This window comes from Faecalispora jeddahensis (assembly GCF_000577335.1).
Classification (GTDB): domain Bacteria; phylum Bacillota; class Clostridia; order Oscillospirales; family Acutalibacteraceae; genus Faecalispora; species Faecalispora jeddahensis.
Genome location: NZ_CBYL010000002.1, coordinates 66,539 through 92,887, shown reverse-complemented (window position 1 = coordinate 92,887; position 26,349 = coordinate 66,539). Strand labels below are relative to the sequence as shown.

The 26,349-nt window shown below is 53.0% G+C and carries 25 protein-coding genes; 15 read left to right on the top strand and 10 right to left on the bottom strand.

Features of this window, described 5'->3' with window-relative positions:
* Nucleotides 1-11: 11 nt before the first annotated feature.
* On the top strand, nt 12-236 hold the full coding sequence (locus TY09_RS01250) for an acyl-CoA carboxylase biotin carboxyl carrier protein subunit (protein ID WP_009062785.1): 225 nt from the start codon (nt 12-14) through the stop codon (nt 234-236).
* A gap of 91 nt (nt 237-327) precedes the next feature.
* Entirely contained in the window at nt 328-1,602 is a 1,275-nt protein-coding gene (locus TY09_RS01245) for a hypothetical protein (RefSeq protein WP_052335533.1), read from the top strand.
* Nucleotides 1,603-1,724: 122 nt separating this feature from the next.
* Here the strand turns inward: TY09_RS01245 and TY09_RS01240 are convergent, their stop codons facing one another.
* Entirely contained in the window at nt 1,725-2,201 is a 477-nt protein-coding gene (locus TY09_RS01240; RefSeq protein ID WP_009062515.1) for an SAM-dependent methyltransferase, read from the bottom strand.
* Between the two features lie 304 nt (nt 2,202-2,505).
* Complete coding sequence (locus TY09_RS01235; RefSeq protein ID WP_009062704.1) at nt 2,506-3,948, bottom strand: hypothetical protein; 1,443 nt, start codon at nt 3,946-3,948, stop codon at nt 2,506-2,508.
* Between the two features lie 179 nt (nt 3,949-4,127).
* Here TY09_RS01235 and TY09_RS01230 point away from each other — a divergent pair, with 179 nt between their 5' ends.
* From TY09_RS01230 to TY09_RS01205, 6 genes are all read left to right on the top strand, one after another.
* Nucleotides 4,128-4,559 (top strand): VOC family protein, encoded by a 432-nt coding sequence (locus TY09_RS01230; RefSeq protein ID WP_009062713.1) that lies wholly within the window; start codon nt 4,128-4,130, stop codon nt 4,557-4,559.
* Nucleotides 4,560-4,592: 33 nt separating this feature from the next.
* Nucleotides 4,593-5,384, top strand: a complete 792-nt coding sequence (locus TY09_RS01225; RefSeq protein WP_009062472.1) for an acyl-CoA dehydratase activase — start codon at nt 4,593-4,595, stop codon at nt 5,382-5,384.
* A complete protein-coding gene (locus TY09_RS01220; RefSeq protein WP_009062724.1) occupies nt 5,381-6,661 on the top strand; it encodes a 2-hydroxyacyl-CoA dehydratase subunit D in 1,281 nt (426 codons plus the stop codon). Before TY09_RS01225 ends, TY09_RS01220 begins: the two co-directional genes overlap by 4 nt.
* 17 nt (nt 6,662-6,678) lie before the next feature.
* On the top strand, nt 6,679-7,800 hold the full coding sequence (locus TY09_RS01215) for a 2-hydroxyacyl-CoA dehydratase subunit D (protein WP_009062431.1): 1,122 nt from the start codon (nt 6,679-6,681) through the stop codon (nt 7,798-7,800).
* Nucleotides 7,801-7,812: 12 nt separating this feature from the next.
* On the top strand, nt 7,813-9,378 hold the full coding sequence (locus tag TY09_RS01210) for an acyl CoA:acetate/3-ketoacid CoA transferase (RefSeq protein ID WP_042430289.1): 1,566 nt from the start codon (nt 7,813-7,815) through the stop codon (nt 9,376-9,378).
* Nucleotides 9,379-9,645: 267 nt separating this feature from the next.
* The gene (locus TY09_RS01205) at nt 9,646-10,041 is read left to right on the top strand and encodes a (deoxy)nucleoside triphosphate pyrophosphohydrolase (protein ID WP_042430285.1); all 396 of its coding nucleotides are present in this window, start codon (nt 9,646-9,648) and stop codon (nt 10,039-10,041) included.
* 149 nt (nt 10,042-10,190) lie between these two features.
* Here TY09_RS01205 and TY09_RS01200 read toward each other — a convergent pair whose 3' ends face one another.
* The 6 genes from TY09_RS01200 to TY09_RS01175 all read right to left on the bottom strand — a co-directional run bounded on the left by TY09_RS01200 (nt 10,191) and on the right by TY09_RS01175 (nt 16,186).
* Nucleotides 10,191-10,529, bottom strand: coding sequence for a P-II family nitrogen regulator (locus TY09_RS01200; RefSeq protein WP_009062560.1), 339 nt, complete (start codon nt 10,527-10,529; stop codon nt 10,191-10,193).
* Between the two features lie 21 nt (nt 10,530-10,550).
* Nucleotides 10,551-11,777 (bottom strand): ammonium transporter, encoded by a 1,227-nt coding sequence (locus TY09_RS01195; protein ID WP_042430281.1) that lies wholly within the window; start codon nt 11,775-11,777, stop codon nt 10,551-10,553.
* A 214-nt stretch (nt 11,778-11,991) separates the two neighbouring features.
* The gene (locus TY09_RS01190; protein WP_035316714.1) at nt 11,992-12,723 is read right to left on the bottom strand and encodes a GltB/FmdC/FwdC-like GXGXG domain-containing protein; all 732 of its coding nucleotides are present in this window, start codon (nt 12,721-12,723) and stop codon (nt 11,992-11,994) included.
* A 93-nt stretch (nt 12,724-12,816) separates the two neighbouring features.
* Complete coding sequence (locus TY09_RS01185; protein WP_042430278.1) at nt 12,817-14,325, bottom strand: glutamate synthase-related protein; 1,509 nt, start codon at nt 14,323-14,325, stop codon at nt 12,817-12,819.
* Nucleotides 14,325-15,419, bottom strand: coding sequence for a class II glutamine amidotransferase (locus tag TY09_RS01180; protein ID WP_009062441.1), 1,095 nt, complete (start codon nt 15,417-15,419; stop codon nt 14,325-14,327). Before TY09_RS01180 ends, TY09_RS01185 begins: the two co-directional genes overlap by 1 nt.
* 416 nt (nt 15,420-15,835) lie before the next feature.
* Nucleotides 15,836-16,186 (bottom strand): helix-turn-helix domain-containing protein, encoded by a 351-nt coding sequence (locus tag TY09_RS01175; RefSeq protein ID WP_009062816.1) that lies wholly within the window; start codon nt 16,184-16,186, stop codon nt 15,836-15,838.
* A gap of 158 nt (nt 16,187-16,344) precedes the next feature.
* Between TY09_RS01175 and TY09_RS01170 the strand changes: the two genes are divergently transcribed.
* Nucleotides 16,345-17,001 (top strand): HD-GYP domain-containing protein, encoded by a 657-nt coding sequence (locus tag TY09_RS01170; RefSeq protein ID WP_242841414.1) that lies wholly within the window; start codon nt 16,345-16,347, stop codon nt 16,999-17,001.
* Between the two features lie 334 nt (nt 17,002-17,335).
* Here the strand turns inward: TY09_RS01170 and TY09_RS01165 are convergent, their stop codons facing one another.
* The gene (locus tag TY09_RS01165; RefSeq protein ID WP_042430275.1) at nt 17,336-18,262 is read right to left on the bottom strand and encodes a pseudouridine-5'-phosphate glycosidase; all 927 of its coding nucleotides are present in this window, start codon (nt 18,260-18,262) and stop codon (nt 17,336-17,338) included.
* Nucleotides 18,263-18,384: 122 nt separating this feature from the next.
* A complete protein-coding gene (locus tag TY09_RS01160; protein ID WP_074432600.1) occupies nt 18,385-19,509 on the bottom strand; it encodes a PfkB family carbohydrate kinase in 1,125 nt (374 codons plus the stop codon).
* A 361-nt stretch (nt 19,510-19,870) separates the two neighbouring features.
* On the opposite strand from TY09_RS01160, the gene TY09_RS01155 reads away from it, so the two are divergent.
* From TY09_RS01155 to deoD, 6 genes are all read left to right on the top strand, one after another.
* The gene (locus tag TY09_RS01155) at nt 19,871-20,578 is read left to right on the top strand and encodes a Crp/Fnr family transcriptional regulator (protein ID WP_009062493.1); all 708 of its coding nucleotides are present in this window, start codon (nt 19,871-19,873) and stop codon (nt 20,576-20,578) included.
* 71 nt (nt 20,579-20,649) lie between these two features.
* Nucleotides 20,650-22,155 (top strand): YjjI family glycine radical enzyme, encoded by a 1,506-nt coding sequence (locus TY09_RS01150; RefSeq protein WP_042430273.1) that lies wholly within the window; start codon nt 20,650-20,652, stop codon nt 22,153-22,155.
* On the top strand, nt 22,152-22,988 hold the full coding sequence (locus TY09_RS01145) for a YjjW family glycine radical enzyme activase (RefSeq protein WP_042430270.1): 837 nt from the start codon (nt 22,152-22,154) through the stop codon (nt 22,986-22,988). The genes TY09_RS01150 and TY09_RS01145 overlap by 4 nt, the downstream gene beginning before the upstream one ends.
* A gap of 393 nt (nt 22,989-23,381) precedes the next feature.
* Nucleotides 23,382-24,383 carry a LacI family DNA-binding transcriptional regulator gene (locus TY09_RS01135; protein WP_042430264.1) on the top strand — a complete coding sequence of 334 codons (1,002 nt, stop codon included), beginning with the start codon at nt 23,382-23,384 and terminating at the stop codon, nt 24,381-24,383.
* Nucleotides 24,384-24,386: 3 nt separating this feature from the next.
* On the top strand, nt 24,387-25,556 hold the full coding sequence (locus TY09_RS01130; protein ID WP_042430261.1) for a phosphopentomutase: 1,170 nt from the start codon (nt 24,387-24,389) through the stop codon (nt 25,554-25,556).
* A gap of 16 nt (nt 25,557-25,572) precedes the next feature.
* Nucleotides 25,573-26,283, top strand: a complete 711-nt coding sequence (gene deoD, locus TY09_RS01125) for a purine-nucleoside phosphorylase (RefSeq protein WP_042430258.1) — start codon at nt 25,573-25,575, stop codon at nt 26,281-26,283.
* Nucleotides 26,284-26,349: the final 66 nt, after the last annotated feature.

Genomic DNA, 26,349 nt, shown 5'->3' with positions numbered 1-26,349 from the left:
GAGTTTTGACAATGAGTGCAGAAGCAACAATGATGAAGGCAGAGTATCCCGGAAAAATTTTGGATATCATGGTCCACGAGGGTGACAGCATAACAGCCGGTCAGCCGGTTGTTTTGCTGGAGGTTATGAAGATGGAAAACGAGCTGCTTGCTCCCGCGGGCGGCGTTGTGGAAAAGATCCACGTTGAGAAAAATAATTCCGTCGGTGCCGGTGACGTTCTCCTCACCATTCGGTAACCGTTTCGATTCTGCTAACTGTAAAGGCCCTGCGGCGCTCCCGCAGGGCCTTTGCATAAACAAATAACATAAAATGGAGGCAATGATTTTTATGAAAAATAATACCGCATATGGTGTGGACTTTGATTTTATCACAGGTACGGCGCAGCGTCTGGGGGCTTCCGCGGGAAAAACACCGGGGGCTGATTTTGATGCCGTGCGCATGTATGGCGGAAGAAAGCGCTGCAACCTGACCGACGACGGCACGGTCGTCGCCTACTATGGCGACGAGGGGTATTCAGAATCCGGCACACTGCATACTCCAATTGTTAAAGACGGAAAAACCTACCCGGCAGGGACTCCCGTTCAGGTAATGGTGGAACAGCCCAAGTTTTACTACAAAGTGGAGCCCGTTGCTTTAGAGCCGATTGAGGGCGGTCAAGGGCATCACATTCGCAGGGCCCGCTGGTGGGTCAGCGAGGATGCGCAGCCGGGCTTTCGGGTGTACCCAAGCTTTTTGCGGCGCGGCGTTGAATACGACTTCATATACTCCAGCGCTTATGAAGCCAGTATCTACGACAAGGAAAAGGCAACTTATTATTACGAGGATGAGAGTGTTTTTACTGCCAACCCAGGCTCAACGCTAACGTTGTCCTCCATTGCGGGCACAAAGCCGGTCAGCGGCGCGAACGGCCAGATGCTGAACCGCGCGAACGCACGCGTTTTGACCGCCAATCGCGGGGATGGCTGGCAGCTCATTGATTTTCTGTCGCTCAACGCCACCGAATTGCTGATGCTGGTGGAATACGCAAGCTTCGACTCGAAAAAGGAAATCGGAAAAGGCGTGGTGAACAAAGAGGTCGGCGAAGGCGGAAACGGAGCGGAAAAAACCGGGCAGACATCGCACCTTGGGAATACCTCCGGCTCCGGCGGCCCTGACGACGGTTTTTCCTCGGTTACATACCGCGGGGAGGAAAACCTGTGGGGCAATATCTGGAAGCTGGTCGACGGTCTCAACTTTGAATGCAGCGGAATCAATGCCGTTTGGTGGAGCGACGGGGAGTACCAGGACGACTATAAGGGTGCGCCCTACCGCAACACCGGCTTCACCCTTTGCAAAGAGAATGGCTTTACTTCCGCGTTTGCGTACAGCGAGGAATGTGATTTTATGTTCCTGACCTCAGAGGTGAAAGGTACGGAGGAAGGCCCAGTGGGCGACTACTTCAAGCAGAACAATACGTTCGATGGATGGCAGAGCTCGATGTTCGGCGGGCGGTGGTGCCAGAAAACATGGCCCGGTCTCTTTTTCTGGTATGCCGATCTGGCGACAGGAAGAGCCTCAAGTAATATCAGTGCTCGTATCATGTATCTTCCGGTGCAAAAATAAGCCCGAAAAGGCCCGCGGAATTTCCGCGGGCCTTTTGCTGTTAGTAAGACGGTTTTCAACCGAACTTAACTAGATTGTGGAATCATTTCTATTCCATTGTTCTTGGGGTCAAGGCCGTCTTCTTAGAAATTGAATTCAGCGGACCAGTCAAACTCCCCGCTGGTTTCCACATTTTTGGGCCAGTGAGCGCACCAGGCCGGAACGCCCGGGTGCTCCACGCGGTCCAGGCTGGGTGTATAGGGCTTGATGTCCAGAATCGGGCTTTGATCCAGCGCGTCGAAATAGGCAAGGCCGATGATCCCTTTTTCCATCTGCAGATACGTTACCTGCGCGCAGGTAAGCGCAATGGGGTTCGGGCGCTCTGGTGAGCGCGTGGCAAAGGTTCCCAGTAGCGCCGGCCCCTTAGAATAAGGCTGCTCCTCCGTCAATACCGATCTGCTTTCAGAGTTGTCGCAGCGGTCGAACCACCAGAAAATATTCAGATACTCAAAGCCCTTCAGCCCGGTCATGGCCTCTCTGTACTCCGGATTCAGTTCAATCCAAAAGCGATGTTCGTCTGTGCGGGCGATCCCGATTTGTTTTACTGTCAATAATTCCATAAAGAATCTCCTCATCTGATTTGATTTTTACGGTACCGTATTTTCAGTATAACAAAGTGTATGAACACTACAAGCGTTTTTTATAAAAACACATCATTTGTTGTGGAATGGATGACTTTGCCGTTCAAGAAAGCCTCCTTTCATAAAAAACACCTGACCCCACAAATAAATGGGGTCAGGTGTTTTTTTAATGCAAAACCTCCCGGATCGCCGGGAGGTTTCTCTTAAAAATCATAGTTGCCGGGAATCTTTGCAGAAAACAGCAGTGCGGATTCCTTGCGGCCCGGTTCGCTTCGATTTCGATTCAGAGCGTCAGCATACGGTAGAGCATGCCGCCATAGCGGTTCTCCAGTTCTTCCAGACTTTTGGAATCATACACCTTACAGGACGAATGACTCAAAGTGGAATCCAGGTATTGGCTGGCGGCCTGAAGCAGCGTTTCGTTCTGCACCGTATAAAACAGCGGCCCTTTCTTTGTTTGGTAAGCGGCGGGATTTTTGAGAAATAGTTTTTGGGGATTGATGTATACGGAAAAGGTAGGGGCAAAGCTGGGGGAGAACGTGTCGTCATCCAGAACGATAAAACGGATTTCAGGGTTGTGCATGACCTGCTTCTTTACATTTTCCAGATGTTCCAGCCGTTCCGAAGGGGACATTTGATACATGATATCAGCAAATAAAAGATCACCGGATTCCAGATACCGAAGAACAGAGGATTTCAGCAGGTAAAAATCGATATGGCTCTTTTCAAAAACTTCTTCCCAAGTGATAAAAAGTCTCCGGATGAACTTGGAAAGAGCGGGGTTCGGCGCGTCGGCCTCCCCTGCCTGAATGAGTTTACTGCAGATGGACTCCGGAAGAAGAAATTCAAATCCATAGGGAGAAAAAAACTTGTATTGATCCCGACTGTAAAAATCGGTTCGGTAACCGTTGTTGTTCATGCTTTCCGGCGTGGCGGGCGAAAGCAGCAGGGGACACTCCTTTAAGCGGGCCATTACCGTCCTATAAAGCTGGTTGGCGTTTTCACCGGGCTCCAGCACCAAAAGAGCGTCCAGCTCCCCTTTTGGGCTCAGCGCCGCCATAAGCGCACCGCCGTTTTTTGCCGCGATCATCCCTTCCCCCTCCAGTCCGGAGCCATCATAAAGCGTGAGGTAAAACGTGGGATAACGGGTCAAAAAGCCGTAAAGGAGGCCCAGGTTTTTCATCGGGTCTTTCTGAAAGCGCTCCATATTCAGTGCGGCGTGAAAATGAAGTTCCATGTCACCTGCCAGTTGATCCAGCACGGTAAAGTCCCGGCTTTTCAGCAGCGTGAGCAAATCGATGCTGCAGAATACCTCGCCTCCCGCCGTAAGGCGATGACGGGCAAATTCCTGTAAAGAGCTCAGCATCTGATTGCGATGAGTCAGCAGCTCGATTTTGGAAGAGGCGGAGGTTGTCTTTGTGTGGGCAGACGCTTCATAAGCCTTTGTCAACAGGGTACAGATGTGCTGCTCTACCGTATGCCCGGATTCGCAGCCCGGGAACGCAGTGAAAAATTCATTCTCACGCCCGTCCTGCTGAATGCTGGTGGCAAAAAAACAAACCAAAATCTTATTCACCGTGGCTGCTGTTTTGGGCGCAGGAAGAAGGTCCTTGTTGCACCACTTACTGACGTACGAGACATCGTATCCTATTTCGTCGGCGACAGCATAGAGCTTACTTCCAGTAAAATCGATGAAACGCCGCAGCATGATTCCATAGTCCGTCATCGTCATTCCTCCCAAATTAATTCCTGTTTAGAATACCATAAATAGCAAATAGTTTCAAATGGAATGCAATTTCATTCAAAATAAATCCATTGCATTTCATTTTTAAAAGGCAACGGCGATGATACAATATACACAAAATTAATCAACAAACGATAGGAAGGATGAGCGATTTGAAACCAATGCGCATGCATCATGTGGGGGTCGTTTTGCCTACGGTAGAGCAGGCGGAACACCTGATCGATCTGCTGGGGCTGGAGGTGGACTACCGCGGGTATGTCAAAAGCTATCACGCCGATCTGATCTTCACCAAATATGGGCCGATGATGGAAAGCCCGATTGAATTCATCATTCCCCACGAAGGAGTGCTGACCAAATTCAATAACGGAAAGGGAGGCATTGCCCACATTGCCTTTGAGGTAGAGGATGTGGAAGCCGCCAGTCAGGAGCTGCGCGGCAAGGGCCTGGAGATGCTGGAGCCGGAGGCGGTGGAAGGCACCTCAGACATCATTGTCAATTTCCTGCGGCCGCGGTATTCGGAGGGCATTCTGATTGAACTGGTTCAAACGGTAGCCCCCATTGATCGCGGTGCAGAAGCAAACAAAAGCCGGTAAGCCGATGGAATAGGGAAAGGGGAAAGCTGCCGCATGTATACGATGGGCATCGATATCGGTTCTTCTTCCTCCAAGGCGGTAGTTCTGCAGGACGGCGTCAAGGTGGCTGCCGCCGCCGTCGTTTCAGCCGGCACCGGTACCAGCGGCCCCAAACGGCTGCTGGCTCAGATTCAGGAGCAAAGCGGTCTCTCGCCGGCAGATATGACTTTCATCCTTTCCACCGGATACGGCCGATCGCTGCTGGCGGTTGCCGATCTGCAAATGAGTGAAATTTCGTGCCATGCCAAAGGGGTGTTTTTTCAGAATCCCGCGGCGCGAACCATCATTGACATTGGGGGCCAGGATGTCAAGGCGATTTCATTAGACAGCCAGGGCAACATCCATCAATTTTACATGAATGACAAGTGTGCCGCAGGAACGGGGCGGTTTCTGGAAGTGATGTCCCGTGTGCTGGAGGTGAAGCTGGGGGAAATGGCAGAGTATCATTTCCGTTCCAAGCATCCGGCTTCGGTAAGCAGCACCTGCACCGTATTTGCAGAGTCGGAGGTGATCTCTCTTCTGTCCCAGGGCAGATCGAAAGAAGATATTATCGCCGGCGTCCACCACAGTGTGGCGGCAAAGGCCTGCGCGCTGGCGCAGCGGGTTGACATTGAAAACGAGGTAGTATTGTGCGGCGGAGTAGCGCTGAACAGAGGCGTTGCCGACGCGATTCAAACGGAGCTTGGCGAAAGGCTTGCGATTGCGCGCAGCCCCCAACTCACCGGTGCGCTGGGAGCCGCCCGCCTGGCTTATGAAGAAGCAAAACGAAAGGGGAAATCAGCATGAGTGAAAAAGCAATCAGCCAAATGACTGCAAAAGAACTGCTGGCCTACTATCAGGCTAAGCTGGATGAGGAGGCCCGACAGGCCAAAGCCAATGGAAAACTGGTCTGTTGGTCGGCCTCTGTGGCTCCGCCAGAGATGTGCGTGGCCATGGATATTGCAATGGTGTACCCGGAAACACATGCCGCCGGCATCGGCGCGCGAAAAGGCTCGCTGGATATGCTGGAGGTAGCCGACCGCGACGGCTATTCCGTGGACTGCTGTTCCTACGGCCGGGTCAACATGGGCTACATGAAGCTGCTCAAGGAAGAAGCCGTCACCGGCAAAACCCCGGAGGCGCTGGCCAACTCCCCGGCTGCCCGTGTTCCGCTGCCAGACCTGGTGATTACCTGCAACAACATCTGTAATACATTGCTCAAATGGTACGAGAATCTGGCCGCGGAGCTGAACATTCCCTGTATCGTGATCGATGTTCCCTACAATCATACCATGCCCGTTCCCGAGTATTCCAAGGAGTATATCGCCGACCAGTTCCGCAACGCCATTTCTCAGCTGGAGGTGATCTGCGGGCGTCCTTTTGACTATGAGAAATTCCACGCAGTCCGCCAGCAGACGCAGCGCTCCATTGCTCAGTGGAACCGGATCGCCTCGATGAGCCGGTTTAAGCCCTCTCCGCTCAACGGCTTCGACCTTTTCAATTACATGGCGCTGGTCGTTTGCGCGCGCAGCCGGGATTATGCCGAAATCACTTTCCGCAAGTTTGCGGATGAGCTGGAGGAGAAATACAAAAAAGGCGAATACGCCTTTAAGGGAGCGGAACAGAACCGCATTACATGGGAAGGCATTGCGGTATGGCCTTATTTGGGGCACACCTTTAAATCCCTGAAAAACATGGGAACCATTATGACGGGCTCCGCCTACCCCAATATGTGGGATTTAACTTACGACGCCGAGGATGAATCGCTGCATTCCATGGCCGAAGCCTATACGCGCACATACATCAATACGTGCCTGGAAAACAAGGTCAATGTTCTTTTGGGAATTATGGAAAAGAGCCAGAGCGACGGGGTGCTCTATCACCTGAACCGAAGCTGTAAGCTGATGAGCTTCCTCAATGTGGAAACCGCGGAACTGATCTATGAGAAAAATGGTCTTCCTTACGCCAGCTTCGACGGCGATCAGACCGATCCGCAGAATTTTGCCCCCGCCCAGTACGATACCCGTGTGCAGACGCTGGGTGAGATGATGAAGAAGCGGTCTTCTGCGGCAGATGCGGAATAAGGAGAGGAGAAAACAGCATGCAAAAGATAAATACAGTATTAAAGCAGTTTCGGGACATTGCCGCCAATCCCCGCAAAATGATGGAGGACTATCAGGCTGAAACCGGGAAGGGCGCCATCGGCATCATGCCCCTTTATTCCCCGGAGGAACTGGTTCACGCCACGGGCTATTTGCCGATGGGGCTTTGGGGAGCGAACCGCCCCGTCACCAAGGCACGTGCATACCTGCCGGCGTTTGCCTGTTCCATTATGCAGCAGGTGATGGAGCTGGAGTGTGAGGGCGCTTATGACGACCTGGCTGCCGTCGTTTTCTCTGTCCCGTGCGATACCCTCAAGTGTATGAGCCAGAAGTGGAAGGGGAAATCCCCGGTACTGGTCTTTACCCACCCGCAAAACAGAGGGCTGGAGTCCGCCAATCGTTTTCTGGAACAGGAATATCTCATCCTGAAAGAAAAACTGGAGAAGATCACCGGCGTGCAGATCACCAATGCCGCCTTAGAAAATTCCATCCATATCTATAATGAAAACCGGGCTGTCATGCGCGAGTTTTCTCAGTTGGCGGCCCAGTATCCCCAATTGATCTCCGCCGTTGACCGTCACGCGGTGTTCAAATCGCGGATGTTTGTAGAAAAATCCCGTCATACGGCCATGGTGCGTTCCCTGATCGATGCTTTGAAGGCGATAGAACCGCAGCCATGGGACGGCAGGAAAATCATCCTGACCGGTATTCTGGCGGAGCCCGACGGTCTGCTGGAAATTTTTGATCAATTGAAGCTGGCCGTTGCGGCGGATGATCTTGCGCAGGAATCGCGTCAGATCCGCGTGGATGTACCGGAAGGGAACGAAGCTCCGCTGTACCGTCTGGCCCGCGTTTGGCAGAATATGTACGGGTGTTCACTGGCTGTCGACACGAAGAAAAGGCGCGGCCCCATGCTGGTGGATATGGTACACAAAAACGGTGCGGATGCCGTGGTGGTGGCAATGATGAAGTTCTGTGACCCGGAAGAATGGGATTACCCCATCTATCGGCGGCAGTTTGAAGAGGCCGATATTCTTCACCTGATGATTGAGGTGGATCAGGAAGCCACTGCTTTCGAGCAGGCGCGAACCCGCCTGCAAAGCTTCGCAGAAATTCTGTAAGGAGGCGGTGATATGGAGAAGGTCAAAATCATTACTGCCGAAGAAGCGGCGAACCTTCTGCAGGACGGCGACACCTTGACCACCAGCGGTTTTGTCTCCAGCTGTATTCCGGAGGCGCTCAACAAAGCGGTGGAAAAGCGCTTCTTGAATACCGGGCATCCGAAGAGCCTGACCTATATTTACGCCAGCTCTCAAGGGAACAAAAAGGGCTGCGGCGGCGAGCACTACGCGCACAAAGGACTGCTCAAGCGGTTTGTCGCCGCTCATTGGGCCACCGTTCCCAGCCTGGGGGAAATGGCCCTTCGCAATGAGTTCGAGGCCTATAACCTTCCCCAGGGCGCGCTGTGTCACCTGTTCCGCGACATTGCGGGAAAGAAGCCCGGCACCATTACGCAAGTGGGGCTTGGCACTTTTGTGGACCCGCGCAACGGCGGCGGGAAGCTGAATGAGATCACCACGGAGGATATGGTGGAGCTGATCCGCATTAAGGGCAGGGAATATCTTTTCTATCCGTCCTTTCCCATCCAAGTTGCTTTTCTGCGGGGTACCTACGCCGATGAAACCGGCAATGTGTCACTGGAAAAGGAGGTCGCCACTTTAGAGGCGACTTCCGTGGCGCAGGCAGTGAAAAACAGCGGCGGAATTGTGGTGGTGCAGGTTGAGGCGATCGTGGCAGCCGGTACGTTAGACCCCCGAATGATCAAAATACCGCGCATTTATGTGGACTATGTGGTAGTTGCCGCAGCCGATGATCACGAACAGTGTCTGGGCTGCAGCTACGATCCGTCCATCTGCGGCGAACGCCGTGTTCTGGCCAATATCGCCGCCTCCGCTTCCTTCCCCATGAGCGCCAAGAAAATCATCGGCCGCCGGGGAATGCTGGAGCTAAAGCCCGGGGACGTGGTGAATCTGGGCGTTGGCGCGCCGGAATATGTGGCGGCTGCCGCCGCGGAGGAGGGCATCGGCGATCGAATGACTCTTACGGTGGAGAGCGGCTTGATCGGCGGAATTCCGCAGGGCGGGCCTCGGTTTGGCTCGTCGCAAAATGCGGAAGCGGTGCTGGATCAGGGCTATCAGTTCGACTTCTACGACGGCGGCGGTCTGGATTTGGCTTTTCTGGGGCTGGCGGAATGTGATGAGAAGGGCAATATCAACGTGAGCCGGTTCGGCCCCAAAATTGCCGGCTGCGGCGGATTTATAGACATTTCTCAAAACACGGGCAGAGTATGCTTTTGCGGTACCTTTACCGCCGGCGGCTTAAAGGTTCGCATCGCCGATGGAAAGGTACATATTGAGCAGGAGGGAAAGCAGAAGAAATTCCTCAAGAAAGTAGAAGAAGTGACCTTCAGCGGCGATATGGCAATCAAAAACGGGCAGCATGTCCGGTATATCACCGAGCGCTGTGTCTTGGAGCTGAGGGAGGACGGCCTGCATCTGATTGAAATCGCGCCGGGCATTGACCTTGGGACCCAAATTTTACAGCAGATGGAATTCTCACCGATTCTGGACAAAATCAACGGAGAAATTCCGCTGATGGATTCCCGTATCTTCGACGAGGGAATGATGGGTATGGCCTAAGGGCCGTATTCTGATTCCCGTTCACATACAACTTTCTCATTGGTGTTGTGTTCATTCGCTTGTTACCTGAAAAGAGCATCGGCATTCCGGCGTCTTGGCGGCTGCAACCCCGCCCTCGCATCGGAATGCCGATGCTCTTTTGAACTGCCTGCAGCAGTTTGATTTGCGGTGCACGCAGGATATGTGCAGCGCTTCACATTGACAAATGGAGAATGATAAGCGAAAATGAAGCAAGAGAAGGATAAAATCAGGAGGGAGAGAAAAGCAATGACAGAGGTGGTCGCCGCCCTGATCTGGGACGAGAACCGGTTCCTAATCTGCCAGCGCCCGGACAGCAAGGCCCGGCCGCTGCTGTGGGAGTTTGTTGGGGGAAAGGTTGAGCCGGCGGAAGCAAAAGAGCAGGCTCTGGTTCGGGAATGCCGCGAGGAGCTGGGGATTACGGTGCAGGTCGGCAGCGTGTTCTGCGAGGTGACGCACGAATATCCCGATCTTACGGTACATTTAACTTTGTTCCACGCTGTGATTTCGTCGGGAACACCGCAGAAGCTGGAGCACAACGATATCCGCTGGATCACGCCCGGAGAAATCCCGCAGTACGAGTTCTGCCCGGCGGATGTGGCAATACTGGAGAAGATCATCCAATCCAGTAAAAGCATCTCTTGAGCGGAGCCGTTTTAAAAGCGAAAGGAAGTGTGCTTGATTTTTTCTCTACTGGAATAGAAAAAACGTATAAATGATAACAGCAAAGAAGGGTGCCATTGGGAGCACCCTTCTTTGCTGTTATTGGAAATTGTTGTAGGAGGCAAAATTGATTAGATTGCAGCAGAGCCGCGCTCTTTGGTGCGGATGCGGATCGCATCCTGCACGTCATATACAAAGATTTTACCGTCTCCGAATTCGCCCGTATAGGCAGATTCCACAATGCTGTCGGCAATAGCAGAGATCCGGTCATCCTCAGCGACGATTTCAAGCTTGATTTTATGGAGGAAGTTGTAGTCTACCTCTGTGCCGCGCACAATTTCCTTCCATCCCTTTTGGGTACCGAATCCCATGGTTTGTGTCACGGACATTCCGGTTACCTTTTGCTTATTCAGAGCCTCTTTGACATCTTCCAGCTTTTCGGGACGAATATAGGCTTCGATTTTTTTCATAAATGGCCCATCCTTTCTTAATCAGTCCATACCGTCGAATGCGGGGTAAGCGATCTCACCGTGTTCGCAGTGATCCAGACCCATATCTTCTTCTTTCTTAGAAACCCGGATCCCCTTGGTCAGTGCAGAGGCGATTCCCACCGCAATGAGCGTGCCTACAACAGCCACGCAGATCGTGACGCCGATTGCGCCCAGCTGGCGCAGGAAGAGGTTCGCGTCGCCAAAGAGAAGTCCATCCCAGGCGGCCGCGGGGTTAATGGACTTAAGAGTGAACAGGCCTGTTGCAATGCCGCCCCAAATGCCGCCGACACCATGGCAGCCGAATACATCCAGCGCATCGTCGTAGCCAAACTTTGCCTTGACGACCGTGATAAAGAAGTAACTGATGGGACTGGCCAAAAGGCCGATAATAACCGATGCCCAGATCGGCACGAAACCGGCCCCGGGGGTAATGGCAACAAGGCCGATCACCGCGCCGGTAGAAGCGCCTACCAGAGTGGGCTTTCCGTTTTTGAGCTTGTCGATCAACAGCCAGGAAAGCATGGAGCAGGCCGCAGCCAGATTCGTCGTCATCATGGCGTGAATCGCCAGCTCATTCATAGCCAGTGCGCTGCCGCCGTTAAAGCCGAACCAGCCGAACCACAGCAGTGCAGCGCCCAAGAGAACAAATGGAACATTGTGGGGGTGGTAGGTCGCTTTGCCGTAGTGATTCCGTTTCCCCAGTACCATAGCCAGCACCAGAGCGCTGACGCCGGAGCTGATGTGAACCACGTTGCCGCCCGCAAAATCAACAGAGCCAATATCAAACAGAAATCCGCCGCCCCAAACCATGTGGGCCATGGGGTAGTAGACAAGAAGCGACCAAAGTGTGACAAAAATCACGAGGGAAGAGAACTTCATTCGTTCCACGATCGCGCCGGTAATCAGTGCAGGGGTCAGAATGGCAAACATCATCTGGAAGAACGCGAAAGCCATCGTATTTGGCGCAAGAGTGGAATCGGACAAAGGAAAGTTCAGGAAGAACCAGTTGGCATCGCCAATAATACTTCCGCTTCCGCTAAAGGAAAGAGAAAATCCGACCGCAAACCACAGCAGAGCTGCGATTCCCATCAAAACAACCGAGGACATGATGGTGTTGACCATGTTTTTTCGTTTGGCAAGGCCGCCGTAAAAAAAAGCCAGCCCCGGGGTCATGATAAAAACGAGCACCGAAGATACCAGAACCCATAATACATCCGCACTATTCATAAAAGTAGAACTCTCCTTTTCTGATAGAAATGGGGCCAGCAATTAACTGCACCGCCGCACAGTATCGCTGACCCCATTGTCATTTATTTATTTTTGGAAAAGAAAATCAGCCCTGCCTGCTGAGCCGGTGGCACAGAAGGGTGGGGCTGACATCATCGCCAGAAACGCCTGATATAGAATTGTATTGGAATCGTGAATAGAAAAGGGCGTTTGCTTACGACAGATAAGTGGTGTAAATGGAGCGGTAGGGGTTGTTTGTGTTCGGCTCCAGAACATAGAAAGGCTTCTCCAGGATTTGCTCCTTCTCTACGCTGAAATGCTCGCAAAAGCTTTTCAGGTATCCGTCAATGTGATCCAGATCATATTTCGTCGCTTTTCTGGAGACAACCTGAGCGGGGAGATCCTCCGGCAGGGAATCACAGCGCAGGAAAATGCAGCCGCCGTGCATTCCGGTGCAGCATTGTGCGCCCACCGGGGCTTGCTCCTCTTCGTTCAGGCCCAGCACAATGATGGTGCCGCCCGCCTGGTACTCGCCCAAAAAGCTTCCGGCTTTGCCGCCGACCACCATGACAGGGCTGTTTTCCTGATAAGCCTTCATATGAATACCGGCCCGAAAACCGACGTTTCCTTTGATATAGATTTCACCGCCGCGCATGCCGTAGCCGGTCGCGTCGCCGCAGTTTCCGTGGATCACGATGCTGCCGTTGTTCATCGTGTCGCCGGTGGCGTCTTGGGCGTTGCCGTTTACCTCAATGTCGGCGCCGTTCAGGTAAGCGCCAAGGGCATTTCCGGGCGTGCCGTTGATGGTCAGCTTCCGTTGCCCCATGCCGCTGCCGATGAATCGTTGCCCCAGGCAGTTGTCGATAATCACGTTTTTGTCTTCCGTGTTTCTGATTTGCTCGTTGAGCACCCGGAAATTCAAATTGTTCGTTGCGTTGATTCTCATAACCAGCACCTCCTGTAAAATTGTGTTTTTGTCATACTGTTTCAAAAGCGGATGATCGCTTCTATCAGGGTCTGTTTTCAGGGGAATGGACTGCTATTCCCCGGCGTGTTTGATGCCAAGAATGTCGAGCTCTTTTTGGTTCAGTCCGATTCCGCGGAGCATCAGGCGGTTGCCCTTGAGCGCTTCGATGGAGTTGATACCCATGCCGCCCATCATTTCCATGATCTCGTGCTGCCAGGCGGATACCAGATTCACCAGCCGGCGGGTTCCATCGTCGGGGTCCAGGCGTTCCACCAGGTCCGGGCGCTGGGTGGTGATGCCCCAATTGCATTTGCCGGTCTGGCAGCTGCGGCACATGTGGCAGCCCAGCGCGATCAGCGCGGGGGTCGCGATGTAAACCGCGTCCGCGCCCAGTGCGATGGCCTTGAGCACGTCGGCGGAATTGCGGATACCGCCAGAGACCACCAAAGAAATGTTGTTGCGGATCTGCTCCTCCCGCAGGCGGTCGTCCACCGCGGCCACTGCCAGCTCGATGGGGATGCCCACATTGTCGCGGATGCGGGTGGGAGCGGCGCCGGTGCCTGCGCGGAACCCATCGATGGCGATGATGTCCGCGCCGCTGCGGGCGATGCCGCTCGCGATGGCCGCCACGTTGTGAACGGCGGCGATCTTGACGATGATCGGCTTGGTATAGGCGGTCGCTTCTTTCAGCGAATAGACCAATTGGCGCAAATCCTCAATGGAATAGATGTCGTGGTGGGGGGCAGGGGAAATCGCGTCGCTGCCTTCGGGGATCATGCGGGTTTTTGAAACCTCGCTGCCCACTTTGTAGCCCGGCAGATGTCCGCCGATGCCCGGTTTTGCACCCTGGCCGATCTTGATCTCTATCGCGGCCCCGGCGTCGAGATAAGCCTTGTGAACGCCGAAGCGCCCGGACGCCACCTGAACGATGGTGTTTTTCCCATATTTGTAAAGGTCCTGGTGCAGACCGCCCTCGCCGGTGTTGTAATAGGTGCCAAGCTGCTCGGCGGCCCGCGCCAGACTCTGGTGAACGTTGTAACTGACCGCGCCGTAGCTCATGCCCGCGAACAGAATCGGAACCTTCAGCGCCAGGTGCGGCGGAGCCTTCTCAAATTTCAGGCGGCCCTGCTCGTCACGCTCCATCTTGCTCGGCTTTTTGCCGAGAAAGGTGCGGGTCTCCATCGGCTCTCTCAGCGGATCGATCGAGGGGTTTGTCACCTGAGAGGCGTTGATCAGTATCTTATCCCAGTAAATGGGGTAGCTGCGGGGATTGCCCATGGAGGAGAGCAGCATGCCGCCTGAACCCGCCTGCTGGATCACCTCGTTGATGGCGGAGGAAGTCCAGTTGTCGTTGAGCTTGTAGGTGTTGTCGGACTTGACGACCTTCAGGGCCAGCGTGGGACAGAATGCCACGCACCGCTGACAGTTGATGCACTTGGTACTGTCGGCCCTCATGGTCTTGGTTTTCGCGTCGTAGGTATGTACGCCCAGCCCGCATTGCTTTACGCAGATTTGACAGTTGGTGCACAAGTCCTTATCGCGTACGACCGTATAATCAGGATATAAAAAATCCATAGACATCACAGCTGCGCCTCCTTGTTCAGTGTGTAGATCACCGGCTCGCCGTATTTGGGAGCAAAAATATGGTCTAAATTCGGCTCAATGGCGCGAATGGCGCATTCCTCGCTGGCGATGTAAACCATATCGTCTTTTTCCGCCGCCACAAGCGAGCGGAGCTTCAGGCGGTCGTTCAGGGCCATGATCCCGCCCTCAAAGCCCAGCAGAATCGAAAAAGGGCCGGTAATCAGCAGGTCCGAGAAGATATTGCGCAGATAGGTGTAGTAGCGCCTGCGGTCCTCCGGCATGCGGTCGATCTCTTCCCAGAAGGGGGCGGCGATCACGTCGGCTACCTCCGGCAGGGTGAGCTGCTTGCGCCGGTGCAGGTAGTCGATCATATAAGTAATGACCTCCGTGTCGGTCAGCAGAGCGCATTTGTAGCCGTACATTTCGATAAAGCGCCGGTTGGCGTCGTAACTCGAGATTTCACCGTTATGTACGATCGTGTAATCCAGCAGCGCGAACGGATGAGCCCCGCCCCACCAGCCGGGTGTGTTTGTGGGGTAACGCCCGTGAGCTGTCCAGGAATAGCCCTCGTATTCCTCCAGTCGATAGTAGCGGCCCACATCCTCGGGGTACCCGACCGCTTTGAACACACCCATATTCTTCCCGCAGGAAAACACATACGCTCCTGCAATATCGGCATTGATTTTAAAGACGCATTCCACCACGAGTTCCTTCTCCTCCAGCTCCTTGTCTTGAAGGAAGTGGGGGGCAGGAACTGCAAAATAGCGCCAGATGATCGGCGCGTCGGTGATCTGCGGTATCGGCCGTGTCGGGATCTTTTCCGATACGGAAATTTCAAAATATTTTAACAGAAGCTTTTCGGCTTCTTCTTTCGCTGTTTCATTATCATAAAATACATGGAGCGCGTAGCATTCCTTGTGTTCGGGGTAAATCCCATAGGCCGCAAAGCCGCCGCCCAGGCCGTTGCTGCGCACACGCATCGTTTCAATGGAATCAATGATTTTTTCTCCGCCGAGCCTTCTTCCGTTCCGTGAAAAAATTCCGGAAATCGCACATCCGGATGGAATCCGGATTTGGCCCTCTTTCAACATGTTACCAACCTCCCTGACTTGTAAAGCGATCTTTCTGATTTTGCATGATTCGAATTAAAATCCTGCAAAATGAAGCACCCCCATCATATTCCATAAAATTTTACTTGTCAAGGTGGAAATGAAATATTTTTGATTTTATAATTCATATTCGTGATTGGATTTGAATTTTTTTGAATTTTTAAATAATTATTGTGTATTTTATGAAGGATTGAAACAGTTTAAATGCATTGAGGGGACGAGCCTTCTCCTTGTAGTTGCAGTATGGTGAAATAGATTCCGTATGATGGAATACTAAAAGAACCGGCTGATTTTCTTTTTTATATGTTCACAATACTGCCGGCGCAGGGAAAGAATCCTTAAAATGCAAAAAAAGAAGGCCTCTTGGTATAGGGGCCTTCTTTTCTGTGCCGCTCCGTTTACTTTTTGGGTTCGCCAAACACTTTTCGCATAGAGGTTTTCATGCTTGTGATCGTTTCCGCAATCACACGAATTTCTTTTGGGGAGCAGTCGGCGGTGATTTTGGAAATTTCATTTTGGAACACGTAAGCCGAATGGTCAATGTTTCCGCAGAGCAGTTCATCCGGTGAAACTTCCAGCGCATTTACAATCGCAATAAAGGTTTTGAGGCTGGGGATGGTATTGCCCGTTTCAATATGGCTGACGTGAGTTGTACCGGTGGAAATGAGTTCGGCTAATTTCTCTTGCGTAATGCCTTTTGCGGTTCGAGTTTTACGAATCCGCTTCCCAATATCAAGGTAGTCCACCATAATCTCTTTCCCTCCAAAATAATATTTGTTACTTGTATTGTATGTGCAGTTTGACCGTGCTATAATGGTCTAAAAAGGCAGTTAGACCAAATAGTTTAATAACTAAAAACTATTATTCTCTGGCGGTAACGGTAAACTTGATTGTGGAGATGACAAAAATGAATGATTTGCCGGGATCTCACCTGACCCTTGACCATATACTTCAAATAATGCCCCATAGTCTGTTTACACACATGAGCCGTGTAGAGCTGTATACCAGGGTGTTTTGCTTTGGGATCGCGTCCAACCGGCACCCGGAAGTGGGCCTAGAAGACTGCCTGATGTTTGGACGAGCCGCCTTTTTCCACGATATTGGCAAGCTCTGGATAGAAAATTCCATTTTGGAAAAACCGGACAAACTGCTGCCGGAAGAGATATTGATTGTACAGCAGCATCCGATTTATGGGAAGGACATTCTGGAATCCCTGCAGATGAATCCCAACAGCTTTCAGGATGAACGGTTCTTCCGCTTGGCGATAGAAGCGGCGCTGGGCCACCATGAACGGTGGGATGGCCGGGGGTATCCATTTGGGATCAAGGGGAGGGATATTCCCATTGTCGCCCGGGTGACTTCCATCTGCGACGCCTTTGATGCCATTATCAGCGGGCGGCCGTATCGTCATAAGCGGCCTGCGGACGAAGCGTTCTGCGAGATTGCAAGGTGCGCAAACACTCAGTTTGATCCCGTCCTTTCGGATTTGTTCCTGCAAAATAAAGATTTGATTCTGAAAGCGGTTTGGGCGCAGATGCAGCTTGTTCAAAGCAATACTGAATAAAGAGAGGAATATTTTACCTTTGAGTTTGTTGTAACTAACATGCTTTACAAGCGCCCGCACGTATTCTTTCTTTATTTTTAAATCATAAACGAAGACCCCTGAAGTTTCTGGTCGGATTAGGCCCGTCCTCCAGAACATAAAAAACTGCTCAGAGCAATTCTGAGCAGTTTTTTATGTTTTTAGTATGAGACACATGGAATTGCTGAGAGAAATAGTTCGGGCCAGGACTGATTCTCCGCATTTATGCCAATCCAGAGCAAAAAATGGAGAGCGCCAAACAAAAAGGCCGAGAGATGTTTGAGCATCTCTCGGCCTTTCTATATATGATATGGCTTTACTTCAGCTTGCAAAGCTCGCAGGCAACCTTCGCGCCGAGCGCGGCGTTGTTGTATACCAGATGAATGTTGGCATCCAGGCTCTTGCCTCCCGTGATCTTCTGGATTTTATCCAGCAGGTAGGGGGTGGTGTCCTTTCCTTTGATACCAAGCTTATGCGCTTCCTCGCAGGCTTCGTCGATGGACTTTGCAATATAGTCGTGATCCATGGCAAATTCTTCGGGGATGGGGTTGGTGACGAGCAGGCCGCCCTTCAGGTTCAAATCTTCCTTGGCCTGGAAAATGCTGGCCAGCTCTGCCGGGGTATCTACGCGGTAATCAACTTTGAAGCCGCTTTTGCGGGTATAGAACGCGGGCAGCTCCTCTGTCTGGTAGCCGAGAACGGATACGCCTTTTGTCTCCAGGTATTCCATCGTCAGGCCGAGGTCGAGGATGGATTTTGCACCGGCGCAAACCACCATCACCGGGGTGACGGCCAGCTCTTCCAGGTCGGCGGAAATATCCATGGTGGTTTCGGCTCCGCGGTGAACGCCGCCGATGCCGCCGGTAGCAAATACAGAAATTCCCGCCAGAGCGGCGACGATCATTGTAGCCGCAACGGTGGTCGCTCCATCCTCGCCGCGGGCAGCCAGTACCGGCAGGTCCCTGCGGCTCGCCTTGGTTACATCCAGTCCCTTTTTGCCAAGGTAGTCGATCTCTTCTTTGGAGAGACCGGCGCGCAGCTTGCCGCCGATCACCGCGATGGTCGCCGGAACAGCGCCGTTCTCACGGATAATCTGCTCCACCTTCAGAGCGGTTTCTACATTCTGGGGATAAGGCATGCCGTGAGAAATGATTGTAGATTCCAGCGCGACGACCGGCTTATTGGCTGCAAGAGCCTCTTTGACCTCGGGAGAAATTTCGAGATATTGTTTCAGTTGATTCATGATAATACTCCTTTCAGCGGTGCTTCCGGCTTATGGATACTCATTTCACTTGAAAAAAGGGCCGTCGGTTGATCCTCCGCCTGCGGCGGGGAAGGAACCGCTGTGTTCGTAAAAGGCCTTTTTTAAAGCAAATTGGCGGTATCACTTTGCGGGAGCGTTGTTTCTCTATGTTTCATTTTGTGAAGTACGTTTTCACTGCTCATCTGCGGGCTGATGGTGGCCGTGCTTTCAATGCAGATGGATGCGGCGGCCATTCCGGCGCGGGCGCAGTCTTCCATCGGGAAGTTCTGCAGCCAGCCCCACACAACCGCGGCCATCATGCTGTCTCCGGCGCCCGTGGTGTTAACGATCTCACTCTGGTACGGGGGAACAGTGACATGCTGCTCGTGGTTTGCGCAGTACACGCCGTTTTGCCCCATCGAGATAAATACCTGCGAAAGGCCGGTTTGCAAAAGTGCGTTCGCTGCCTGCTCCAGCGAATGTTCATCGTGAATTTTCACGCCGCTGAGCAGCTCGGCCTCGAGAAGGTTCGGCTTGAGCGTGTGGATTTTTCCCAGCAGGCCGGAGAGTTTCCCCGCCTTTGCGGTGGAAACCGGGTCGCAGAACAGCGGCACATGAAAGGTTTCGGCAATATAGCGGATCGTCTCGGCGGTCAGGTTGGTATCGATCACACACAGGGCTGCGTTGCTGATCAAATCGGCACGGCGTTCCAGGTACTGCGGGGTCAGGTTGTCGTAAATCTGCATGTCAGAGATAGCAAGCTCCATATCGCCGTGTTCGTTTGTGATGAACACGTATGTGGAGGTCGACCCGCCCGGCACGGTCAGCGATTCAGTAATGTCGATGCCCGCGCTTCGGCAGCTTCCCGCCAGCTCTGCCGCATAGGCGTCCTCGCCCAGCGCGGTGATGAGCTTTACCTCTACGTCGAACATGGCGAGGTTCTGCGCGATGTTTCGTCCCACACCGCCGGGGGAAAGCGATACCCGCCCGGGGTTCGAGTCTTTCTGCACCAGAAGGGCAAAGGGCTTTCCGGCAATATCGATATTCGCACCGCCGATCACAACGACATACGGCGTTTTTTGCAGAATGTAGCTCTTGCCGAGGATTCTCCCTTTTTTCATCAGGTTCGAAATATGCACCGCCACGGAGGAACGTGAGATTCCCGCTTTATCCGCCAGCTCCTGCTGTGAAATGGTGGGGTCCTTTTCAATCCATTGAAGAATCTGCCGTTCTCTTTCTGTTATCATCTTATCACTTCCCTTTTCATGAGAATCAGAATGTTCTATCCGCAAGCGGCGGGTATCCCGTTCCGAGTTTCAAGGTTCTCTCAGCCGTCGGCAGTTTGCTGTCGCAAATATTATAAAGCTTTGTAATCAAATGTTTATTAACGTAATCTTATGCTTACGTGATTTCAAGATTTAGTTTAGCAATCAAGCTCTAAACTGTCAAGAACAAAATGTGGAATTCCAGAAAAAAGCATGATTACCGTCATTGTGCACAAAATAGGTTTATGCGAATAGAAATTATGCTATATTTCACAAAACAGGACACATGTCCTTTTATTTCTCTCTTCTGTTGATATACAATACAATTCAGAAGGGAGGGTGTATGGTGAAGGTCAGTGAATATTTAGAAGCGGAAAGCGAACCGTTCCGCAAGGAACTTCGCAAGATGCTGGCGAAATATCCGGCAGACGGCCAGGTGTACCCAATCACCCTTTCGGCGGGCGAAAGTCTCATTCATGAGGACGATCCAAGCAATATGGTCTACTACCTTATGAAAGGCCGTGTGTCCGTTGTTACCAACCAGACCGGCGTTTCACGCTACACCCTGACCGAGGCCGCGGCGCCGGAGTTTTTTGGGGAATATGAGGTGCTCGGCGGAATTCCCCGTTATATTGCCGAGGTTCGCGCGGTGACCCCGTGCAAGCTGGCTGCTTTCCCGGTGGATGCCTATCTGCTGTGGATGCGCTGCGATCAGGAGCTGTTTTTCCTGCATGTTCGCTGGATTCTGAACAGCTATATCAACCAGACGGCCAATGAACGCAGCCTGCATTTTCTCGATTCGGACGGGAGGGTCGTCCAGTTTTTGATCCGCGCGTATGAAAAATGCGGGGATATGCCCGAATCCGTAAGGCTGACGTACACGCGCATGGAGATTGCCGAAACGACCGGCAACAGCGTGCGTACGGTGAACCGGGCCGTTTCACGGCTGGTGGCAAAGCACCTGGTGAGCGTGAAAAACGGAAAGCTGCAAATCACCGCCGCCCAGTACGAAGCCCTGAAAAAAGAGATGGAATCTTTTCTTTTGAAATAATCCCTGCGGCAGAGCGGACTACCGCCTGCGCGCACCGTTTCCGCACAGAAGATCGGAAAGGAGAAATTGTCATGATTGATTTGGATAACACCTATCAAACCCTTACGTCCCGTGAGCTGACCCATGAACAGAAGCTGATGGGTCTGGCCAAATGTGCAGAGAATGCGCTGGATGTGCTGAACATTCCGCCGCGCACAAAGCATTTTTTTGAAACCGGCGCGATCAACGACCTGTTTGAAGGGGGAGCACCGTACCGCCCGCGTTATATTCTGCCCGATTACGAGAAATTTGTTGAGCAGGGCAGCGAGTTTTTAAAGCTGAGTCCGCCCAAAACGCTGGATGAACTGATTTTCTCCCTGATGATCCTGTATCGCCATGTGCCGTCCATTACAAACTTCCCAGTATATCTGGGCAGTCTCGACAAGATGATGGAACCGTACCTCGACGGCCATACAGATGAGGAAATTCGCGAAAAGCTGCGTCTGTTTCTCACGTATCTTGACCGCACCATCACCGACTCGTTCTGTCATGCCAATCTTGGGCCGGAGGATACCCGTGCGGGCCGCCTGATTCTGCAGGTGGAAGCGGAGCTGAAAAATACGGTTCCCAACTTTACCATTAAATACGACCCGGCCATCACGCCGGATTCCTTTATGGAGCAGGCGATCCAGTGCTCGCTGGACTGCTCGAACCCGGCTATCTGCAACCATGCGGCCAACCGGGTACCATTCGGCGACCAGTACGGCGTAGCGAGCTGCTACAACATCCTGCCGACGCAGGGCGGCGCATACACGCTCACCCGCGTCACGCTCACCGAGCTGGTGAAGGAAGCGAAAAACGAGGAGCATTTCCTGAATGAGCTGCTGCCGGAATGCCTTGGCCTGATTGCCGATTATATGAACGAGCGAATCCGCTTTATTGTGGAGGAATCCGGCTTCTTCGAGTCAAACTTCCTTGTGAAGGAAGGGCTGCTCTCCAAAGACCGTTTCCTCGGCATGTTCGGCGTTACCGGTCTCGCGGAGTGCGTCAACGCGTTGCTGCGTGAGCAGGGGAAGAAATACGGGCAGGATCCGGAGGCCGACGACCTCGGCGTGCGGATTATGAACAGAATCAACGAACTTGTACCGCAGTATAAGGCGCTGTATTCTCCGGTCTGCGGCGATCAGTTCCTGCTGCACGCGCAGGTTGGGCTCGACAGTGACCAGGGCATTACGTCCGGTGTGCGCATTCCGATCGGCGATGAGCCGGTTTCCTTTGCCGACCATCTGCGCCACAGCTCGAAGTTCCATCATTATTTCCCTGCGGGCGTAGGCGATATTTTCCCGATCGCAAGCAACGTCCACCAGAATCCGGCAGCGCTGCTGGATGTGGTGAAGGGCGCGTTCTCCCTCGGCGTTCAGTACATGAGCTTCTATTCCGCCGATACCGATCTTATCCGCATTACCGGATTCCTCGTCAAGCGCAGCGAAATGGAAAAGTACAGAAAGCATGAAGCGGTTCTGCAGAATACCACACAGCTTGGCGCGCCAAACTATGATAAAAATCACCTTGCTGAAAGAAAGGTTCGAATGGCATGACAAAAGTGCCTGTCAACCAGATCATTCCGTTCAGTACAGTCGACGGCCCGGGCAGCCGCACCTCCATCTTTTTGCAGAAATGCAACATCGCGTGCGGTTACTGCCACAATCCCGAAACGCAGAATCTCTGCAACAACTGCGGCGTCTGTGTGCCGCGATGTCCCGAGGGCGCGCTTTCTATGGTGGACGGAGTCGTGGTGTGGGACGAATCCAAATGCGTATCCTGCAACACGTGTATCGAGGTGTGTCCACACCATGCATCCCCGAAAATCCGCTGGATGGATGCCCCTGCCGTGATGAAGGAAGTGGAAAAGAATATCCCTTTTATCCGCGGGATCACCGTTTCCGGCGGTGAGTGCGGGCTGTACCCCCAGTTTTTGCAGGAGCTGTTCATACTGGCCAAAGCAAAGGGCCTTACCTGCCTGCTGGACAGCAACGGCACCGTGCGCTTTTCGAAATACCCGGAGCTGATGAAGGTCTGCGACGGTGTGATGCTGGATGTAAAAGCGTGGTCGCCGGGTGTATTCCGGGCGCTCACGGGCGGCGATAACGCCGCCGTCAAGGAAAACCTCTTGTTCCTATCCTCCTGCGGGAAGCTTGAGGAAGTGCGTATTGTCAATGTGGAGGGGCATGTCGACGCGGAGGACGCGATTCGCGGCACCGCGGAGCTGCTCGGCCCGCTGACCGGCAATACGCGCCTGCTTTTGATCTCCTTCCGGAATAACGGCGTGAAAGGCCCGTTCGCGGCATTTTCCTCCCCGTCTGCAGAGAGGATGAAGCAGCTCGCGGAGCTGGCCGCTTCCGTCGGGTTCCGCAATATCATTGTAAAATAGCGGCAAGTGGCTGTTTTACGCTTATCTGTAAAATCAATGTGCTTCGGCACAGATGGCCCGTTTCGAAAAATGAATTTCCTCCGATTGCGCCCCGGCCCGTTCTCCCGAAAAGGCGGGCCGGCCGGCCCGATCCGTTGAAAATAATTTTTTCTTTGCATAATTTCATTTTAAGTTGCATTTTTAGAAAATTTCCATAAAATTTCATAAAATTAATTTACGAAATGGCAGAAGTGGTTTATAATATAGACAAACAGACCATTCAGGCCGTTGAATGAAACCGGTTTCAAGCTTTGTGGTACCAGCGAGCATGTTTTTGCAGGCAGGGCGGGCGTTTTATAATTGCCTGCCGCTTCCCGTATGGGGAGCAAAACTTTGATACATAGAAGGTTTTGGGTGAGCATTTTGGTTCATATCAGCGATATTGCCCGCATGGCCGGCGTTTCCAACGCAACGGTGTCGCGCGTGATCAACGGTACGGCTAAAGTGAGCGAGGAAAAAACAAAGCGGGTGGAAGAAGCCATCCGCAAAACAGGGTTTAATCCCAACGAGATCGCGCGCTCTCTCTACAAAAAATCCTCCCGGCTGATCGGTTATATTGTTCCGAGTATTCTGAACATTTTCCTCAGCGAGGTCGGGCGGGCGATTGAAGACGAAGCGTTTCGCAGCGGCTATAAAATGATCCTCTGCAATTCGGATGAAAATCCGGAAAAAGAGGCATCGTATATTAAGATGCTGATGGGCATGAATGCGGACGGCATCATCATCACCGCGAACAACGAGCATTTAGAGGAAGAAATCCGCAACTGCCCGATCCCGATCGTGCTGATGGACAAAAGCGCGGATGCCTTTTACGCGGCCTCCGTTCAGTCCGACAATTACACCGGTGCGCGGATCGCCACAGAGCACCTGATCGATTGCGGGTGCAGAAAGCTGGTTCTCATGCGCGGGCCGATTCAGTATTCCAGCAGTCAGCAGCGTTACCAGGGGTATGTGGATGTCTGCAGGGAGCATCAGATCGAGCCGCTGTTTGTCAACAGCAGATACAGCTATGACGAGGGTGTTCAAAGTGCGCGGGAGCTGTTCGAGCGGTATCCCCACACGGACGGGATTCTCGCCTCTACCGATCTGGTGGCGTTCGCCCTCTATAAAGTGCTTTATGAGCAGCACCGCAAGGTTCCGGACGACGTGATGATTGTGGGCTACGACGATGTGGGTTTGAGCCGCCTGATGATCCCGACCCTGACGACGGTGGCGCAGCCGATTGAAGAGATTGGCCGGCTGTGCGTACAGCTCATCGTGGAGCAGACGGAGCATGGCACGATCCAACAGCGGGAAAATATGCTGCCGGTTTCTTTGAAAATCCGGGAGACAACGAGACGAAAAGAAGGAGTTTGACCTATGAATAAACGGGTGTTTTTGATTGTTCTGGACAGCTGCGGCATCGGTGAGGAGCCGGACGCTGCGGAATACGGCGATGAAGGCAGCAATACGCTGGCCGCGTGCGCGGCCAGTCCATATTTTCATATGCCCAATCTGCAGAAGCTCGGCCTTTTTAATATCGATGGGGTAGACTGCTGGCCGAAGGAGAGCTCTCCCACGGGCGCTTTCGGACGCTTGCAGGAGGCTTCTAAGGGTAAGGATACCACGATCGGCCACTGGGAGATTTCGGGCATTTATTCCCCGAAGCCCCTGCCCACCTACCCGGAGGGCTTTCCGGAGGAGGTCATCCGTGAGTTTGAGGAAAAAACAGGCCGCCGCGTACTGTGCAACAAGGCCTATTCCGGTACGGATGTCATCCGCGATTACGGCAAAGAGCATGTGGAGACCGGTGCGCTGATCGTCTATACCTCCGCAGACAGCGTGTTCCAGATTGCGGCGCACGAATCCATTGTCCCGCCGGAGGAACTGTATCGTTACTGCAGAATCGCAAGGGAAATGCTCAAAGGCGAGCACGGTGTGGGCAGGGTGATTGCGCGCCCGTTCACCGGCGAGTACCCGAACTTCACGCGCACCTCCAACCGGCACGATTTCTCGATGGAGCCGCCGGCCGTGACGATGCTTGACCAGCTCAGTGAGAAGGACTTTGATGTGATCGCCGTGGGCAAGATCAACGACATTTTTGTCGGGAAAGGCGTTACTGAGGCGATCGGCACCAAAAACAACGCGGATGGAATTGAACGTACGCTCGGATACCTGCAAAAGGACTTTAACGGCCTGTGCTTTATCAATCTGGTCGATTTCGATATGCTGTACGGCCACCGCAACGATGTGGACGGCTACGCAAAGGCGCTTGCCTATTTTGATGAGAAGCTGCCGGAACTTCTGGCGGGCCTGCGCGATGATGATCTGCTGATGATCACCGCCGACCATGGCTGTGATCCCTCCACACCGTCGACCGACCATTCCAGAGAATACATTCCGTGGGTGATTACCGGCAAACAGGTCAAAGCCGGCGCAAACCTTGGGACCAGTCCCACCTTTGCCAATATCGGCGCGACGATTCTGGAGTATTTCGGAGTAGAGCCGCGTATTACAGGTAAATCCAGCCTGAACGAAATTTTACGTTAATACGGAGGGAACAAAGATGTCAAATGTACCAACGCCCCATAACGCCGCGAAGAAAGGCGAGATTGCCAAAACGGTTCTGATGCCGGGCGATCCGCTGCGCGCGAAATTTATTGCAGAAACTTATCTGGAGAACGTCACCTGCTTTAATACCGTTCGCAATATGCTCGGTTTTACCGGCACCTACAAGGGGCGCCCCGTCTCTGTGATGGGCGGCGGCATGGGCATGCCCTCTGTTGGAATTTACACCTACGAACTTTTCAACTTCTATGGAGTAGAGAATATTATCCGCATCGGCTCGGCGGGCGGCTTGGCCGACACCGTTCAGCTGCGCGACGTGGTGGCCGGAATGGGTGCCTGCACCAATTCCAGCTTTGCAGAGCAGTACCGTCTGCCCGGCACCTATGCACCGATTGCGGATTACGGTCTTTTGAGCCGCGCGGTCAAGGTGGCGGAAGAACTGGGAATTCCGATGAAGGTCGGCAACGTCCTTTCCAGCGATACTTTCTATGACGACAACGAAGATGCTCTCCCGGCATGGAAGAAAATGGGCGTCCTTGCGGTGGAAATGGAAGCCGCGGCGCTTTACATGAACGCGGCCCGCGCAGGGAAAAATGCTCTTTGTCTGCTCACCATTTCCGATCGTCCGTTGGCTGGGGAATCCCTACCGGCCGAGGAGCGCCAGACCGGCTTTACCCAGATGATGGAGATTGCCCTCGCCCTTGCCTGATCGTTCCGTTTGGTTTTTAAAGCTGACCGCCCGGCCGGTTTTGGCGGCGTTCGGCTTCCGGAGATT